The following is a 15,228-nucleotide window of genomic DNA, read 5'->3' as shown; positions in this document are numbered from 1 at the left end:
TCACCGCCCGAGCGGCGGGTTGGCGGTCTGGAGGCTCGCCGAAAGCTCCGTATCGCCGGTGAGGTACCGGTCGACCTGGCGGGCCGCATCGCGCCCCTCCCCAATGGCCCACACGACGAGCGAGGCCCCCATCCGGGCGTCCCCCGCGGCGAAAACGCCGTCGACATCGGTCATGAGGCGGTCGTCGGTCGCGACCGTGCCGTCGTCGGTCTGCCGGACGCCGAGGTCTGCAAACGGATTGCGCTCCGGCCCCACGAACCCGATGGCCACGAGGACGAGGTCGGCCGGCACCCGAACGTCGGGGTCCACGACCGTCTTGTCGGTGCGGGAGCCATTTTCGTAGGTCCAGTCCACGCGCTCGGCCCGCAACTCGTCGACGCGGCCGTCGCCGTCGAGGTCGGCGAGCTCGGTGGTGTTGACGGCAAACTCCTGCGCCCCTCCTTCCTCCTGCGCGTAGGTCTTGGTGTACACCTGCGCGGTCTCGGGCCAGGGGTTGTCGGCCGGCCGCTCGGAGGGGGGCTTCTGGTTGATGCCAATCTGGACGACCTGCTTCGCGCCCTGCCGGTGGGCCGTGGCGACGCAGTCGGCCCCGGTGCTCCCACCCCCCAGCACGACGACGTTCTTGTGGGCGGCCGTGATCCCGCCGGGGGCGGCCTGGCCTTGCTGGCGACGGTTTTCCTGCGGGAGGAACTCCATGGCCGGCAGCACGCCGTCCAGGCCGGTGCCCGGCACCGGGAGCTCGCGGTGCTTCTGGGCGCCGAGGGCGAGGCAGGTGGCGTCGTACGCGTCGTGGAGCCGGTCCGCCGCGAGGTCACCCCCCACCTCCGTGCTCGTCTCGAACGTGATCCCTTCCTGCCGGAGCTGATCGATCCGCTGGTCGACCCGCCGCTTCGCAAATTTGAAGTCGGGGATGCCGTACGTCATGAGGCCGCCGAGGGCGTCGTCCCGCTCGTAGACCGTCACGCGGTGGCCGGCCCGATTGAGCTGTTGCGCGGCGGCAAGGCCGGCCGGCCCGCTCCCCACCACGGCCACCTGAAAGCCCGTCCGCTCGGCGGGCGGCTCCGGCTGAATCCAGCCCTCCTCCCACCCCTTGTCCACGATGGCCCGCTCGATGCTCTTGATGGCCACGGCATCGTCGTTGACGGCCAGGACACAGGCGTCCTCGCAGGGGGCCGGGCAGGTGTAGCCCGTAAACTCGGGGAAGTTATTGGTGGCGTGGAGCTGCTGCAGGGCCTCCTTCCAGTCCTCCTTGTGGACGAGGTCGTTCCACTCCGGGATGCGGTTGCCGATGGGGCAGCCGCTCATGCAGGTGGGCACGCCGCAATCAACACAGCGCTCCCCCTGATCCTGCAGGGCCTCGGGGCTCCACTCCGGCGCCCAAATTTCGCGAAAGTCGGCCGTGCGCTCGGGGGCCGACCGCTTGCCGATGGGACGGCGCGGGTGCTTCCGGTATCCGTCGGGGTGATGTTCGCGGGGCATGGGGCAGACGGGGTCGGTGAGGAGAGGTTCGCTGGTAGGCGACGTGCAGGGAGCGCTACGCCGGACTCGGGGGATTGCGTGTTTCGTGTTGCGTATCGTCACACGAGGTCGATGATGAACCTACGCGATACGCACTACGCAATACACTTCACGGGGGAACGGCTCAACCAAGGGCGCTAGGCCAAAACAGTGGAGGAAGCCCCCGGTGCGGGCGGCACGGGCGGCCGGATGTCCTCCCCGTTCTCCAGATGGGCCTCCACCTGTCGGGCGAAGGCGTCGGGCATGACCTTGCAAAACCGGCCGACGCACGTGTCCCACGCGTCCAGCACGCGGGTCGCCTTGGCGCTGCCCGTGTGGTGCAGGTGGTGCTCCACGAGGCGGCGAACGAGGCGGCGGTCCCGCTCATCGGTCAGGGCCTCAACATGCACCATCTCGCGATTGACCGTGTCCTGGAAGGTCCCGTCCTCGTCGAGCACGTACGCCTCTCCTCCACTCATGCCCGCCCCGAAGTTGCGGCCTGTGCTTCCAAGCACGACGACCACGCCGCCGGTCATGTACTCGCACCCGTGGTCGCCCACGCCCTCCACGACCGCCTGTACGCCGGAGTTGCGGACCGCAAAGCGCTCGCCGGCCTGGCCGTTGACGTACGCCTCCCCCCGGGTTGCGCCGTAGAGGGCCACGTTGCCCAGGATGATGTTCTCGTCCGCCTCGAAGCCCGCCGTCTCTGGGGTGCGCAGAATGACCCGCCCCCCAGACAGGCCTTTCCCGACGTAGTCGTTGGCCTCTCCCACGAGCCGCAGGGTCACCCCGGAGGCCAGAAAGGCCCCAAAGCTCTGCCCCGCAACCCCCTCCAGATCGATCTCGATGGTGCCGTCGGGGAGCCCGTCCGGCCCGTAGCGACCGGTCACCTCGGAACTGAGCATCGCCCCAACCGCCCGGTCCCAGTTGTGAATGTCGCGGGCAATCTGGACCGGGGTTTGCTGGTCGAGGGCCGGGCGGGCTTCTTCGATGAGGGCGTGGTCCAACTTGTCGTCCAGCTTGTGGTCCTGTTCCGTTGTCTTCCGCGGATCGTCGTCACTGACCGGACGGTGCAAAATCGACCCCAGGTCCAGCCGACGGGCCTTCGGGTGGTCGGTCTCTCGCTGCCGAAGCAGGTCCGTGCGCCCCACCATCTCGTCGACGGTGCGCACCCCGAGCTCCGCCATGATCTCGCGCAGCTCCTCCGCCACGAAGTGCATGTAGCGCATCACGTGCTCGGGCGCGCCCACGAACTGCTCGCGCAACTCCGGGTCCTGCGTGGCGATGCCCACCGAGCAGGTGTTGCAGTGACACTTCCGCAGCATGATGCACCCCAGACAGACGAGTGCCGCGGTGCCAAAGCCAAATTCTTCGCCTCCCAACAACGCCGCCACGGCCACGTCCCGCCCGGTTTTGAGGCCGCCGTCCACCCGGAGGCGGATGCGGGACCGGAGGTTGTTTTCGAGGAGCACCTGCTGCGCCTCCGACACGCCCAGCTCCCACGGGAGCCCCGCCGACTTGATGGAGGTCTTCGGCGACGCGCCCGTCCCGCCGGACTGTCCGCTGATGAGGAGGGCATCGGCCTTCGCCTTGGACACACCCGCCGCGATGACCCCGATGCCGGCCGCCGCCACGAGCTTCACGTGCACGTCGGCCGCCGAGTTGGCGCTCTTGAGGTCGTGGATGAGCTGCGCGAGGTCCTCGATCGAGTAAATGTCGTGGTGGGGCGGCGGCGAAATGAGCGAGACCCCCGGGGTCGTGTAGCGCGTCTCGGCGATGAGGTCATTGACCTTCTCCCCCGGCAGGTGGCCGCCCTCCCCCGGCTTCGAGCCCTGCGCCATCTTGATTTCGATGGCGTCGGCGTTCTTGAGGTAGGTGCTCGTCACCCCGAAGCGCCCACTGGCCACCTGCTTAATCGCACATTCGCGTTCGGTGCCGAAGCGGTCGACCTGCTCGCCGCCCTCGCCGGTGCTGGCCCGCCCGCCAATCCGATTCATCGCGACGGCGAGCGTCTCGTGGGCCTCCGGACTGAGGGAGCCAAATGACATGGAGGCCGTGAAGAAGCGCTGGACAATCGATGTGGCAGGCTCCACGTCCGTGACGGGAATGGCCGCGTCCGGGTCTGTATCAAATTCAAGCAGGCCCCGCAGCGTCTGGTGCTGGGCCGACTGATCATTGATCAGCGCGGCAAACTCGTCGTACGCCCCGCGGTCGTTCTGCCGCACGGCCTGCTGGAGGGTCCCAATCGTTTGTGGGCTCCACTGATGATGCTCCCCGTCGCGTCGCCAGTACAGCTCGCCCCCGCTCTCCAGGTCCGTTGCGCCCGGCAACGCATTCCCAAACGCCTTCTCGTGACGATCGCGCAGGTCGGCCTCCAGCTCGTCGATGCCCGCCCCCTCAATTCGCGAGGGGGTGCCGAAGAAGTACGTTTCTACAAATTCCGAGTCGAGGCCAACCGCCTCGAAGACCTGCGCCCCCTTGTAGCTTTCGAGGGTGGAGATGCCCATCTTGGCCATCACTTTGAGCAGGCCCTGTTCGAGGGCGCCGACGTATCGCTCGATGGCCGTCTCGGCGTCGGGGACCGCATCGCTGCGCCCTGCCCAGTCGCGCACAGTGGCGTAGGCCAGATAAGGATGTATGGCGTCGGCCCCGTAGCCCAGGAGCGTACAGACGTGGTGCACCGCACAGGGCTGCCCGCTTTCGACCACGAGCGCCGCGTGCGTCCGGCGGCCCGCCCGAATCAGGTCGTGGTGCACGGCCCCCACGGCGAGCAGACTCGGGATGGGGAGGCGATCCGGCCCCGTGCCGCGGTCCGACAGGAGGAGAATTTCGTCGCCCGTCGCCACGGCCTCCCGCGCGTCCCGACACATCTGCTCGACGGCGGCCTCCAGGCCCATCTCGTCCCCGAACGTCGTGTCGATTGTCGTCGACCGGATGCCGTTCGTGTCGATGTCGTGGAGGGCGTCCCGCTCCGCGTCGCTCAGGAGGGGCGAGTCGAGGTGCACCTGTCGGCAGTGCTCGGGGCGCTCCGTCAGCAGATTGCCCTTGCGCCCGATGTGGCTTTCGAGCGAGGTGACCAGCTCCTCGCGGATGTAGTCGAGGGGCGGATTGGAGACCTGCGCAAACAGCTGCTTGAAGTAGGTGAAGAGCGTCTTGCTCTGGTCCGAGAGCACGGCGGGCGGGGTGTCGTTGCCCATCGCGCCCACCGGATCCTTTCCGTCGTCCACCATCGGCTGCACGAGGCGCCGGACGTGCTCCCGCGTGTAGCCGAAGGCCCGCTGTCGCCGGGGCAGGGCATCCGGATCCCCATTCATAGAGAGTGTGGCCTCGGGCACTGACGCCCCGCCATTGGACGTATCGGCGGACACCAGCGTGCGAAGCCGCACCCGCGTCGTGTCGAGCCACCGTTCATACTTCTCGTCGGTCAGTCGCCCGAACACCTCGTCCTCCGGCACAATGCGCTCCGCCGCTGCGTCCGCGAGGAAAAGCTGGCCGGGCTGAAGGCGGTCCTTCCGGGCCACCCGGTCGGGCGGCAGGTCCACGACGCCCGCTTCGCTGGCCATCACGATCCGGTCGTCGTGGGTGACCCAGTAGCGGCACGGCCGCAGGCCATTGCGATCGAGCACCGCCCCCACCCTGTCCCCGTCGGTAAAGGCCACGAGGAGCGGCCCGTCCCAGGGCTCGATGAGGGTCGAATGGTACTCGTACCAGGCCCGCCGGGGCGCGCTCATGCGGGCGTCCTTGGTCCAGGCCTCCGGGATGAGCATCCGCAGGGCGTGTGGCAGGGAGCGGCCGCTCTCCACAAGCAGCTCCAAGACATTGTCGAGCACCGCCGTATCGCTCTGCGCCGCCGTGGTGATGGGCCGGATTCGCTCTAGGTCCTCCCCGAAGGCGTCGGTATGCAGGTCTGCCGCCCGGGCCCGCATCCAGTTGAGGTTGCCACGGAGCGTGTTGACCTCTCCATTGTGGACGACGGTGCGGTAGGGGTGGGCGAGGCGCCATGCGCCCAACGTGTTCGTGGAGAAGCGCGAGTGGACGAGGGCCAGGGTCGATTGTACCCGATCGTCGGTCAGCTCCGGGTAGTAGCTGGCGACCTGCGCATTGGTCAGGAGCCCTTTGTAGACCACCCTGCGCCGATCCAACGAACAGACGTAGAACGTCTCGCTGTCGTCAAGGCCGCTGTTCGCCACCGCCGATTCGAGGAGACGACGCAGGACGTACAGCCGGGCGTCGAGCGCCTCGGGCGAAAGCGACTCGGCGGGCCGGACGAAGAGCTGCCACACGTCGGGCTCCGTGGCGCGGGCCGTGGGGCCGAGGCCGGAGGCGTCGGTCGGCACAGAGCGCCACGCAACCGATTCAAAGCCTTCGGCCCGTACCCGCTGATCGACGAAGTCGCGGAGCGCCGATTGGACGTGCTCGTCGGTTGGGAGAAAAAACTGGCCGACCCCGTAGGAGTCCACGGCGCCGAGGCCCGACACAACATCTTGATAGAACGCATGGGGCTTCTGAATCAGGACCCCCGCCCCGTCGCCCGTGTTTTCTTCGGCGCCACGCGCCCCACGGTGGTCCAACCGGCGAAGCAGGCCGAGCGCCTCGTCGACCATTGCGTGGCTCTTCGTGCCGTTGAGGTCCATGAGGACCCCGACGCCACAGTTGGATCGCTCGCGCCGGGGGCCTAGTGACGGACGGGCTGGGGATTGCACGAGGGATGGGGGTGGGAGGGAGGAGCCCATGGTCGTGTCGCGGGTCGTGCCGCAATGGAAACTGCCTATTCAAACCGGGCAGCCGCCCGGAATGGCCTATTTTTCGTAGTCCGTGTAAAGGGACCCGTTATATGAGTGAAAGCCCTGTGAGTATCAAATTGTGATTTTGTGCAAAGCGCTTTCAGTCACCCGTTCTTTACGAAAAGCGCTTCCATGAAATCACCTGATTTGGACCTACCGTCTTTTCATACCTCCTGCTGCTTGCTTTTCCTCCGATGCCCCCCTCCGAGTTCCTGATTACGAATGCCCGCGTGTACCCCGTCAATGGCGGGACTGACCGGCCCGTCCCCGCCTCGGCCCTGGCCGTCCGCGACGGCCGGATTGCGGCGGTTGGCTCGCCCGCAGAGGCGTCGACGGCCGTTCCGGAGGCCCGGCGCATTGACGCCGAGGGGCGGACCGTCGTGCCCGGCTTCGTCGACGCCCACGCCCACCTGCACGAGTTGGGGCTCGCCCTTCGACGGGCCGACCTCACGGACGCCTCGTCCCCCGACGCGGTCGTGGAAAAACTCCGGGCATTCGTCGCCGACCACGCCCCTCCCTCCGACGCGTGGCTGCGGGGCCACGGGTGGGACCAGACCGAGTGGACGCCCGCTCGCCTCCCCTCCCGTGGCGCCCTGGATGCCGCGTTTCCGGAGCGTCCCGTCTGGCTCACGCGCACGGATGTGCATGCCGGGTGGGCCAACACGGCTGCCCTGGAGGCCACCGTGGGCCTCGACCGCCTCCACGAGATGAGCGACCCCGACGGCGGGCACATCCACTGCGACCGCACCGGCACCCCTACGGGGGTGCTGATCGATGCCGCGATGGCCCTCGTTGAGGACCACATTCCGCCCCCCGGTGCGGCACACCAGGACCGTGCCCTTTCCACGGCCCTCCGCCACACCGCCCGGCGCGGCATTACGAGCCTGCACGACGCCGGGGTGGGGCTCTCGGCCCTCCGACGGGTTCGGGACTTCCTTGAGAAGGATCGCTTCCCGCTCCGGCTGTACGCCATGATCGACGGGCGCGGGGAGACGCTCGAGCATTTTTGTGATCGGGGTCCGCTGCACCACCCGTCCGGCCGCCTCGACGTGGAGTCGGTCAAGTTCTTCGCCGACGGCGCGCTCGGCAGCCGCGGCGCCGCCCTCCTTGAGGACTACGCCGACGCGCCGGGCACCCGCGGCTTCCTCCTCCACGACAGCAACGCGTTCCGGGAGCACGTGCGGGTGGCGCACGAGTGTGGGTTTCAGGTCAACACCCACGCCATCGGCGACCGGGCCAACCGACAGGTGCTGGACGCGTACGAACACGTCGCCCGAGAGAGCACCCGTCCGCTCCGCCGGCCCCGGATCGAACACGCCCAGATCGTGGCCCCCGACGACCGCCCCCGCTTCGGCCGCCTCGGCGTGATTGCCTCCGTCCAACCGGCATTTGCGCCGAGCGATCACGACTGGGCCCCGGCGCGGCTTGGCCCGGACCGACTCACAGACGCCTACGCGTGGCGAAGCCTGCAGGAGGCGGGCGCCCGCCTCGCCTTCGGGTCCGATGCGCCGGTCGAGCCCCCCGACCCGATCCGGGGCTTTCATGCCGCTGTCACGCGCCGGGACGCCGGCGGAGCGCCCAACGGGGGCTGGCAGCCCGACGAGCGGCTGCCCCGCGCCACGGCCCTCTACGCCCACACCCAGGGCGCCGCGTACGCTGCGTTTCAGGAGGACGAGATCGGATCCATATCCGTAGGCAAACGCGCCGACTTCGTGGTACTCTCTCAGGACCTCATGACGGTGCCGTCCGACCGCCTTCTGGACACGGAGGTCGTGGCGACGTACCTGGGGGGCACTCCGGTGCACACAACCCCCGACTGGCCGGACGCACACTAATCACTTCCCCTCTCGCGTTTTGAAACCAACGGGCCCCCTCCCGATTCGAACGGACGGAGCATCCTCCCTGAGCCCTGCTCCGTGTGTACGCATTCATTTCGCTTTTGCTGACTGACCTATGGCCGATCCTTCTACACTTACCCACCCCGATCCCGAAGGAGGCGTCCGCATGATGGACGCGTCCCAGAAGTCGGACTCCGCCCGGACGGCCGTCGCCGCCGGACGGGTTCACCTGGGCGAGGAGGCGTTCCGGCGCGTCCGGGAGCACGACATCGAGAAGGGCGACGTCCTCACGACCGCCCAGATCGCCGGCATCATGGGGGCCAAACAGACCGACAAGCTCATTCCCCTCTGCCACGACGCCACCATCAACGGCGTGGAGGTCGACTTTACGTTCAACGAGGACGAGCAGGCCATCGATGTTCGGGCCTTTACGAAGTCCTTCGGCGTAACAGGGGTGGAGATGGAGGCGCTGACGGCGGTCTCGGTCGCCTCCCTTACGATCTACGACATGTGCAAGTCGGTCACCAAGGACATCCGCATCGGCGACGTGCACCTGCGCGCCAAGACCGGCGGACAAAGTGGGAACTGGAAGAGCAAGTCCGAGGACACGTCCCCCGCCGAATCCTAGCCCTGTCTCCGCCCGACCACGGTTTCCTTCCCCTCAGCCGGCCGCCCCATGTCTTCCGACGACCCTGACGCCGCCCTCGACCGCGTGGCCCGCTTCACGTCGTTCGCCACGGTTGGCACCCTGGGCCTCACGCAGGACCTGACCCACGCCGTGCTCGAAAGCATCGGCGACATGGAGGGGGCCGACCCGGAGCTCGTGGCCGAGGAGACGCTCTGCCTCATCGCCACGGCCACCGCGCGGGCCGCCGAAGTCGGGCTCGAAGAGGAGCCCGACCGGGCCCCAACGATCATCGACACGCTGCTCGACCTTCCGTTCACGTACCGGAACTACCTCCTCGGGAAGGCAATGGTGGCCGAGGAGCGCCCGGAGCTCTCGGAGGTGGCCGAGGAGGTGCGCGCCCGGCTTGAGGAGAAGCGCGCCTTCTACACCACGCACCTGCCCGACGGCCAATTCCCGGGGCCCCACGCACTGGGCGACAAGATGGAGCTGTGGATGGGGCGCGTGAGTCCCCCAAAGCTTCCAGAGACCCCTCAAGAACGACTGGATTCACTCGGCCTGGTCGACCCGACGGTCGCTCACCTCAAGCTTGTGCTCGCCTACGGGCGACGGGGGGTACCGCCCCTCGGGTCCGCAGCCGAATCGTCTGAATGAGGCCGCCAGTACTCTGCAGCGGCTACTCCCGAACTCGGGACTGGGACGACCGCTCCGTAGCCGTGTCTTCGGAATCGGACATGGCCCCATTGTCGCTGTCGGGCACGTCAAGCGCCCCGTCCGTCGCCCCGTCCAGCTCCGCGTCGAGCGCATCCAGGTCCTCCGCCATCTCGTCGTCGAGGTAGTCGGTGGGGGCAGCGAATACGTCTTCGATCTCGCGGATGGAGCTCTGGGTTTCCTCCACCTCCTGCAGCAGGGTGTCGAGCTGGGCCGTCACCTCCTCCGGGTTCTGCAGCGTCCAGGACTGCTCGTGGATGTACCGCACCACGTCCTCGATGGTGCTGAGCTGCGCGCCGATGATCTCCAGGTTTTCGTGGGCCTTGCGGAGGCGCGCCAGCCGGCGCTCCAGTACCTTCAGCCGTCGCTGCTTGACGGCCCGCACCCGCTCGGCGTCGTCGGCCATGTCCTTCTTCAGCGCGTCGATGGACTCGAGAATCTGCGCCTCCGTGGCGCTGTCCATAAAGGCCCGATACCGCTCCCGCTGGTGAAGCAGATCGAGGTACGAGTCCAGCAGGCCGTCGATCTTGTCGACGTGACTCCCCAAAATGCCCTGCGAGGCGTAGCTGAGCTTTTGGTAGTTCGCCTGGATTTGCTCTTTGAGCTTCCGGAGCTTGGCGTAGCGGCGCTGGCTCTGGTTGCGGAGCTGGCTGAAAATTTCGCGCTGGGACGGCGCCTGGTGCTGTTCGGAGCGCTTCTCGGCGCGAATGTACCGCTGAAACCGGTCGTGCCGCGGCATCACCCCCAGGTAGAGGAGCTCCGCCCCGCCCCCCAGCAACAGGAGGAGCTCCGGCAGCCAGGCGGGAAGAACCCCGATCAGCCCGAGGCCCGCCGCCACGGCCACGACCGTGATCAGAAACACCAAATTCCAGGTGTTGAAGAGGGCCTCCTTCGTGTAGTTGATGTCGTCGTCCATGACGGGGCAGTTGTTCGGGCTACGAAGCTGTTCGGGCTACGAAGCGTCGTCGGCACGGAGGTCGCCCATGCGGCCGATGGTTTTGTCGGGCCCCTCCGGGTCCGGCTCGTCTGCTTCCGCCGCCTCTTCTTTTGCCCCGGAGGCAGACAGGTCGTCGGCACCGGGCGCCGCCCCCGGACGCGTGGACGATTCGGTCTCCTCCGCCTTCATCCGACGGACGAGCTGCTCGGCGCGCTCGTCCCGAAGGGCCTCTTCGGCCTCACGGAGCCCTTCGTCCTCCTCCCACTCGTCGTCGAGGGCCACCTCGAAGCGGGCCTCTTGCTCCGCGACCGCCCCCCGCAGCCGATCCACGAGCGACTCGGTCTCGGCCAGCAGGCGCCGGGCGCCCTGCGTCATGCGCCGCACGACGCCCTGGACCTCCTCTTGCTGCTTCAGTTGATCGAGGGTCGTTTGGAGGCGTTTTTTGGCCCGCAGGTGCCGCTTCTCGGTCTCCTTCAGCCGCTGAAATTCGTCGTCGGTCATGGCTAGGTCGGGGGCGGTTTGTGCGCGCTGGGTCGAGGCGTTCAGACTTGTCAATCAGCAATCGCCCGAAACCGGACTACTCCGACTTGTTGCGCTGCTTGCCGATGGTCTTCGACGGCTCCTCAATCTCTTCGTCCTCGGGCAGGTCAATCGTCTCTTCCTCCACGGACTCCGAGTCCAGCGTCTCCTCCTCGTCGACCATGCCCATGTCGGCCTTGAATTCGTCGACGACCTGCTGGGCCCGCAGCTCCTCGGCGTCTTCCTCAATCTGGAGGGCCTCGGTGTCCACCGAATCGAGGGCCATCTCCATCCGGGCCTCGTTCTTGGCCGACTCCTCGTCCAGGCGCCGTACCATCTCGTCGTGGGTCTGGTCTAGCCCCGACACCTCAAACTGCTCCATCGTGTCGGCAATCTCGGCCTGCCACTGCGCCCGCTCGTGCTGGCGAAGGGCATCCTTCGCCTCCTGAATCTTCTGCTCCTTCTCGCGCATGAAGGCCTTTTTGACCTTAAGGGCTTTCTCGTAGGCCCGCTCGGCGCCCTTGAGCTGCTCCTCCGTCCGCTCGAGGCTTTCCTTTTGGTCCTCGAGCCGCTTCGCATACTTTTTGGCAATGTCTTCGCGGTCGGACTTGAGGGCGGTCTTGATACGGTTGGAAAGCTGCTCGACCCGGTCTCTTGTCTTCTTGACCTCCTTCTCGAGCATGATCTTGTTCGCCTTCACCGTGGCGATGTTCTCGTTCATCTCCGGGACCTGATCGTTGAGCTCCCGGATGTTTTGTTCGAGAATCGTCCGCGGATCCTCCATCGCCGAGACGGCGCCGCCGAAGAGCGACTTTACTGCGCGCTTGAATCGGGACCAGATAGACATGGCAAGGGGGGCGGTGTCGAAGGATCGGCGAATGTGCAGTTCATATACTTTGCACGGAAGTGGATTGTTACACCTCTTCCGCGGCGCCCTCCGACAGACGGGTCCAGCCCTCGGCGTCGTAGCGGGCCTGCAGGGCCGGGGCGGCGGCCGGAGGCGTGTCGGAGAAGGTATACGCGCTGCGCACGGCGGCCCGAACGGCCTCCAGGTCGGGCGTTCCGCCGGCATGAAGCCGGGCGAGCACGTCTCCGTCGTCGACCGGATCCCCGGGCTTCTTGAGCTGGGTCAGGCCGGCGATCGGGTCCACCGACGCCTCTTTTGTCTGGCGTCCGGCCCCGAGCTTCACGGCCGCCTGCCCAATCGACAGGGCGTCGAGGTCCGCGACGTACCCTCCCGCGTCGGGCGGGGCGGTGACCTCCGCCACCGGTGCGCTGTCGGCCCGCCCGTCCGGATCGTCGAGGACCGTCGGGTCTCCTCCCTGTGCCTCAACGAGGGACCGGAACTGATCCAGCGCCGCCCCGCTTTCGATGGCCGCGCGGGCCTTCTCCCGGCCCTCCGCCGGCGTCTCCGCGGCGCCGCCCAGAACAATCATCTCGCCGGCCAGGCCGCGGACAATTTCCATGAGGGCGGAGTCGGCGTGCTCCCCCCGCAGGCAGGCGATCGCCTCTCGAATCTCGGGCCAGTTCCCCACGGCCCGCCCCAGCGGCACGTCCATGTTCGTCATGACCGCCACGACGGGCGTGTCGTGCTCGGCCCCGATGGCAACCAGCGTCTCGGCCAGCGTTCGCGCGTCGGCGTCCGTCTTCATGAAGGCCCCGCGCCCGCACTTCACGTCGAGCACGAGGGCGTCGTTGCCCTCCGCGAGCTTCTTGCTCATGATCGAGGCGGCAATGAGCGGGATCGAGTCGACGGTGGCCGTGACGTCGCGGAGCGCGTAAATCTTCTTGTCGGCGGGGGCCACCGCCCCGGTCTGCCCGGCGATGACCCCGCCCACCTCTTCCACCTGCCGCCGATACCGCTCCACGCTCAGGTCCGTACCGAATCCGGGAATGGATTCGAGCTTGTCGATGGTGCCGCCGGTGTGGCCGAGCCCGCGCCCGCTGAGCTTGGCCACCGGCACGCCGCAACTGGCGACGAGGGGCACGAGAATCGGGGACACCTTGTCGCCCACCCCGCCCGTCGAGTGCTTGCCCACCTTGGTGCCCGGCACCGAGGAGAGGTCGATGTGGGTGCCCGAGTGGAGCATCGCGTCGGTCAGGGCGGCCGCCTCCGCAGCGGAGAGGCCGTTGAGGTAGGCCGCCATCAAAAACGCGCTCATCTGGTAATCGGGGACGGTGCCTTCGGTATAGCCGTCCACGAGGGCCTTGAGATCGGCCTTCGACAGCGACTCGCCGTCACGTTTGGCCGCGATGAGGGGGACGGGGTTGACACTGCTCATACAACTGGAGAATGGTGGGTGGGTGGAACGAGGGGCGGGGGCATGCCTGGACCCCGACCGCCGGCCTCCGACAGGCCCTCCCCTGAAAAACGAAAAGGCCACCCGTTTGCACAGGTGACCTTCACTGTTTGAAATGAAGACGGCCCCCTACTCGTCGGCGGCGTCTTCCGTCTCTTCGTCGTCTCCCTCGTCGTCATCGGTGAGCCCGTACCGGCGGTTGAACTTCTCAACGCGGCCGGCCGTGTCGACGAACTGACGGCGGCCGGTGTAGAACGGATGATTCGTCGAGTCGACCTCGGTCTCGTACGAGTCGGTCTCCATCGTGGACCGGGTCGTGATTTCGGAGCCGTCCGCGAGTTGGATGGTTACTTCGCTGTACTCGGGGTGCAGATCGTGTTGCATAATGGGGCCGTCGGTGGACTCGCTCAGTCAGTCAAGAGGCATCGTCGACATTGGTGCACGACATCGTCCCCCAAAAGTTTCGGGGACGTGTCGCCCGTGCGTGAAGAACGAGCGAGGGCCGCACGCCCCGACGCATCGGCTTCTTGACACCCCGCCCCCCGTTTCTTAGGATGAATTTGTCTCATCAAGAACGACTGAGGGAACAGGCCCGATGACGTCGTGGCAACCGGACCCCTCCACGCGAGGGGTCGTCCTGGTGCCAACTCCTGCCCCGCCCCGCGTGGGGACAGATGAGAGGATTGCTTCGAGCACGCGAGCGTGCGTCCTTGAGGTCCTCTGTCGTCGTCTTGGTGAGGCCACCCCGCTTCTTCACTCACCGAGACGACTTTTCTTATGGACCTGGACCCGGAAACAACGCTCTCCCTCGCTGGGCAGGACCTCGACGACACGTTCAATAGCGTCGTGCCCCCCCTCTACCAGTCGGCCATCTTCCAGTTTGAAGATGTCGGCGAGACGAAAGGGTACGACTACACCCGTAGCGGCAACCCGACGCGGGCGGCCCTGGAGGACACGCTGGCCGACCTCGACGGCGGGGCCGGCGCCGTGGCGTGCGCCACCGGCATGGCCGCCGTGTCGACCGTCACGTCGCTCTTCGACGCCGGTGCGCACCTGATCTGTGCGCACGACTGCTACGGGGGCACCGAGCGCCTCTTTTCTTGTCTCGACGATCAGGACAAACTCTCCGTCTCCTACGAAGACCTTTCGGACCGCGACGCCCTTGCCGACGCCGTGCGGCCCGAAACGACGGCCTTGTGGGTGGAAACGCCCTCCAACCCCCTTCTTCGCATCGTCGACCTGGAGGCCCTCTCCGAGTTCGCCGACGCACACGATCTACTGCTTGTCGTCGACAACACCTTTCTTTCTCCCCTCCTGCAGCGGCCCATCGACTACGGGGCCGACCTCGTGGTGTACTCGACGACGAAGTACCTGAACGGCCACTCCGACGTAGTGGGCGGCGCCATCATTGCCCGCACGGAGGCCCTCGCCGATCGGGTTGACTTTGCGGCCAATGCGCACGGCACCGTCGCCGCGCCGTTCGACAGCTGGCTCGTCCTCCGCGGGGCCAAGACCCTACCGGTCCGCCTGCGCCAGCACGAAACCAATGCGCGAGCCCTCGCGCGCTCTCTGGACGAGCACCCGGCCGTGCAGCGCGTCTGCTACCCGGGCCTCTACGACCATCCCGGCCACGAGATCGCACGCGCTCAGCAGAACGGCTACGGCGGCATGGTCTCCTTCTTCGTCGACGACGAACAGGTGGACGTCGAAGCGCTGCTGCGCTCCACCGAGGTCTTTGCCCTCGCCGAGTCGCTAGGGGGCGTCGAGTCGCTGATCGAGCACCCGGCCACCATGAGCCACGCGTCGATGGCCCCCGAGCAGCGGGAGGCGGCGGGCATCACCAACGGCCTCATCCGTCTCTCCGTCGGCATCGAGTCGACCGACGACCTCCGGGCAGACCTGAGTCAGGCCCTGACGGCGGCGGGCGCCGAGGCGGCAGCGAGCGGGCACGACACGCCCGTTTCCGCAGAGGCCCAAGCCCCGGCCTCGGAGGGGACGTGCTGAGGAGATCCGTCGA

Annotated in this window: 11 protein-coding genes and 1 riboswitch; of the genes, 4 read left to right on the top strand and 7 right to left on the bottom strand. The window is 67.4% G+C overall.

Annotation, left to right across the window (positions count from 1 at the left end; translation table 11 throughout):
• Both SRU_RS06240 and gltB read right to left on the bottom strand, forming a co-directional pair.
• On the bottom strand, positions 1–1,479 hold the full coding sequence (locus SRU_RS06240; protein ID WP_237702001.1) for a glutamate synthase subunit beta: 1,479 nt from the start codon (positions 1,477–1,479) through the stop codon (positions 1–3).
• A 176-nt stretch (positions 1,480–1,655) separates the two neighbouring features.
• Entirely contained in the window at positions 1,656–6,230 is a 4,575-nt protein-coding gene (gltB, locus tag SRU_RS06235) for a glutamate synthase large subunit (RefSeq protein WP_202795399.1), read from the bottom strand.
• A gap of 245 nt (positions 6,231–6,475) precedes the next feature.
• On the opposite strand from gltB, the gene SRU_RS06230 reads away from it, so the two are divergent.
• The 3 genes from SRU_RS06230 to SRU_RS06220 all read left to right on the top strand — a co-directional run bounded on the left by SRU_RS06230 (position 6,476) and on the right by SRU_RS06220 (position 9,398).
• Positions 6,476–8,116 carry an amidohydrolase gene (locus SRU_RS06230; protein WP_112903733.1) on the top strand — a complete coding sequence of 547 codons (1,641 nt, stop codon included), beginning with the start codon at positions 6,476–6,478 and terminating at the stop codon, positions 8,114–8,116.
• 118 nt (positions 8,117–8,234) lie between these two features.
• Positions 8,235–8,747, top strand: a complete 513-nt coding sequence (moaC, locus tag SRU_RS06225) for a cyclic pyranopterin monophosphate synthase MoaC (RefSeq protein WP_011403921.1) — start codon at positions 8,235–8,237, stop codon at positions 8,745–8,747.
• A gap of 48 nt (positions 8,748–8,795) precedes the next feature.
• Positions 8,796–9,398 carry a hypothetical protein gene (locus SRU_RS06220; protein ID WP_011403920.1) on the top strand — a complete coding sequence of 201 codons (603 nt, stop codon included), beginning with the start codon at positions 8,796–8,798 and terminating at the stop codon, positions 9,396–9,398.
• A gap of 22 nt (positions 9,399–9,420) precedes the next feature.
• Here SRU_RS06220 and SRU_RS06215 read toward each other — a convergent pair whose 3' ends face one another.
• The 5 genes from SRU_RS06215 to rpmE form a co-directional block, all read right to left on the bottom strand.
• The gene (locus SRU_RS06215; protein ID WP_013061697.1) at positions 9,421–10,371 is read right to left on the bottom strand and encodes a hypothetical protein; all 951 of its coding nucleotides are present in this window, start codon (positions 10,369–10,371) and stop codon (positions 9,421–9,423) included.
• A 36-nt stretch (positions 10,372–10,407) separates the two neighbouring features.
• On the bottom strand, positions 10,408–10,893 hold the full coding sequence (locus SRU_RS06210) for a hypothetical protein (RefSeq protein ID WP_112903731.1): 486 nt from the start codon (positions 10,891–10,893) through the stop codon (positions 10,408–10,410).
• A 76-nt stretch (positions 10,894–10,969) separates the two neighbouring features.
• Positions 10,970–11,758, bottom strand: coding sequence for a PspA/IM30 family protein (locus SRU_RS06205; protein ID WP_011403918.1), 789 nt, complete (start codon positions 11,756–11,758; stop codon positions 10,970–10,972).
• 67 nt (positions 11,759–11,825) lie between these two features.
• On the bottom strand, positions 11,826–13,193 hold the full coding sequence (locus SRU_RS06200; RefSeq protein ID WP_112903729.1) for a thymidine phosphorylase: 1,368 nt from the start codon (positions 13,191–13,193) through the stop codon (positions 11,826–11,828).
• Between the two features lie 147 nt (positions 13,194–13,340).
• The gene (rpmE, locus tag SRU_RS06195; protein ID WP_011403916.1) at positions 13,341–13,595 is read right to left on the bottom strand and encodes a 50S ribosomal protein L31; all 255 of its coding nucleotides are present in this window, start codon (positions 13,593–13,595) and stop codon (positions 13,341–13,343) included.
• A gap of 178 nt (positions 13,596–13,773) precedes the next feature.
• A riboswitch (SAM riboswitch) is annotated at positions 13,774–13,892 on the top strand.
• Positions 13,893–13,988: 96 nt separating this feature from the next.
• On the opposite strand from rpmE, the gene SRU_RS06190 reads away from it, so the two are divergent.
• Positions 13,989–15,215 (top strand): trans-sulfuration enzyme family protein, encoded by a 1,227-nt coding sequence (locus SRU_RS06190; protein ID WP_011403915.1) that lies wholly within the window; start codon positions 13,989–13,991, stop codon positions 15,213–15,215.
• The last annotated feature ends 13 nt before the right edge of the window (positions 15,216–15,228 follow it).

It is taken from the genome of Salinibacter ruber DSM 13855, assembly GCF_000013045.1.
Lineage (GTDB): Bacteria > Bacteroidota > Rhodothermia > Rhodothermales > Salinibacteraceae > Salinibacter > Salinibacter ruber.
Note: the sequence above shows the minus strand (reverse complement) of the source record. Positions and strands in the feature narration are given on the sequence as shown.

Coding starts and splice junctions, on each gene's coding strand:
- SRU_RS06240 (WP_237702001.1), bottom strand. CDS start 1,479: ATGCCCCGCGAACATCACCCCGACGGATACCGGAAGCACCCGCGCCGT.
- gltB (WP_202795399.1), bottom strand. CDS start 6,230: ATGGGCTCCTCCCTCCCACCCCCATCCCTCGTGCAATCCCCAGCCCGT.
- SRU_RS06230 (WP_112903733.1), top strand. CDS start 6,476: ATGCCCCCCTCCGAGTTCCTGATTACGAATGCCCGCGTGTACCCCGTC.
- moaC (WP_011403921.1), top strand. CDS start 8,235: ATGGCCGATCCTTCTACACTTACCCACCCCGATCCCGAAGGAGGCGTC.
- SRU_RS06220 (WP_011403920.1), top strand. CDS start 8,796: ATGTCTTCCGACGACCCTGACGCCGCCCTCGACCGCGTGGCCCGCTTC.
- SRU_RS06215 (WP_013061697.1), bottom strand. CDS start 10,371: ATGGACGACGACATCAACTACACGAAGGAGGCCCTCTTCAACACCTGG.
- SRU_RS06210 (WP_112903731.1), bottom strand. CDS start 10,893: ATGACCGACGACGAATTTCAGCGGCTGAAGGAGACCGAGAAGCGGCAC.
- SRU_RS06205 (WP_011403918.1), bottom strand. CDS start 11,758: ATGTCTATCTGGTCCCGATTCAAGCGCGCAGTAAAGTCGCTCTTCGGC.
- SRU_RS06200 (WP_112903729.1), bottom strand. CDS start 13,193: ATGAGCAGTGTCAACCCCGTCCCCCTCATCGCGGCCAAACGTGACGGC.
- rpmE (WP_011403916.1), bottom strand. CDS start 13,595: ATGCAACACGATCTGCACCCCGAGTACAGCGAAGTAACCATCCAACTC.
- SRU_RS06190 (WP_011403915.1), top strand. CDS start 13,989: ATGGACCTGGACCCGGAAACAACGCTCTCCCTCGCTGGGCAGGACCTC.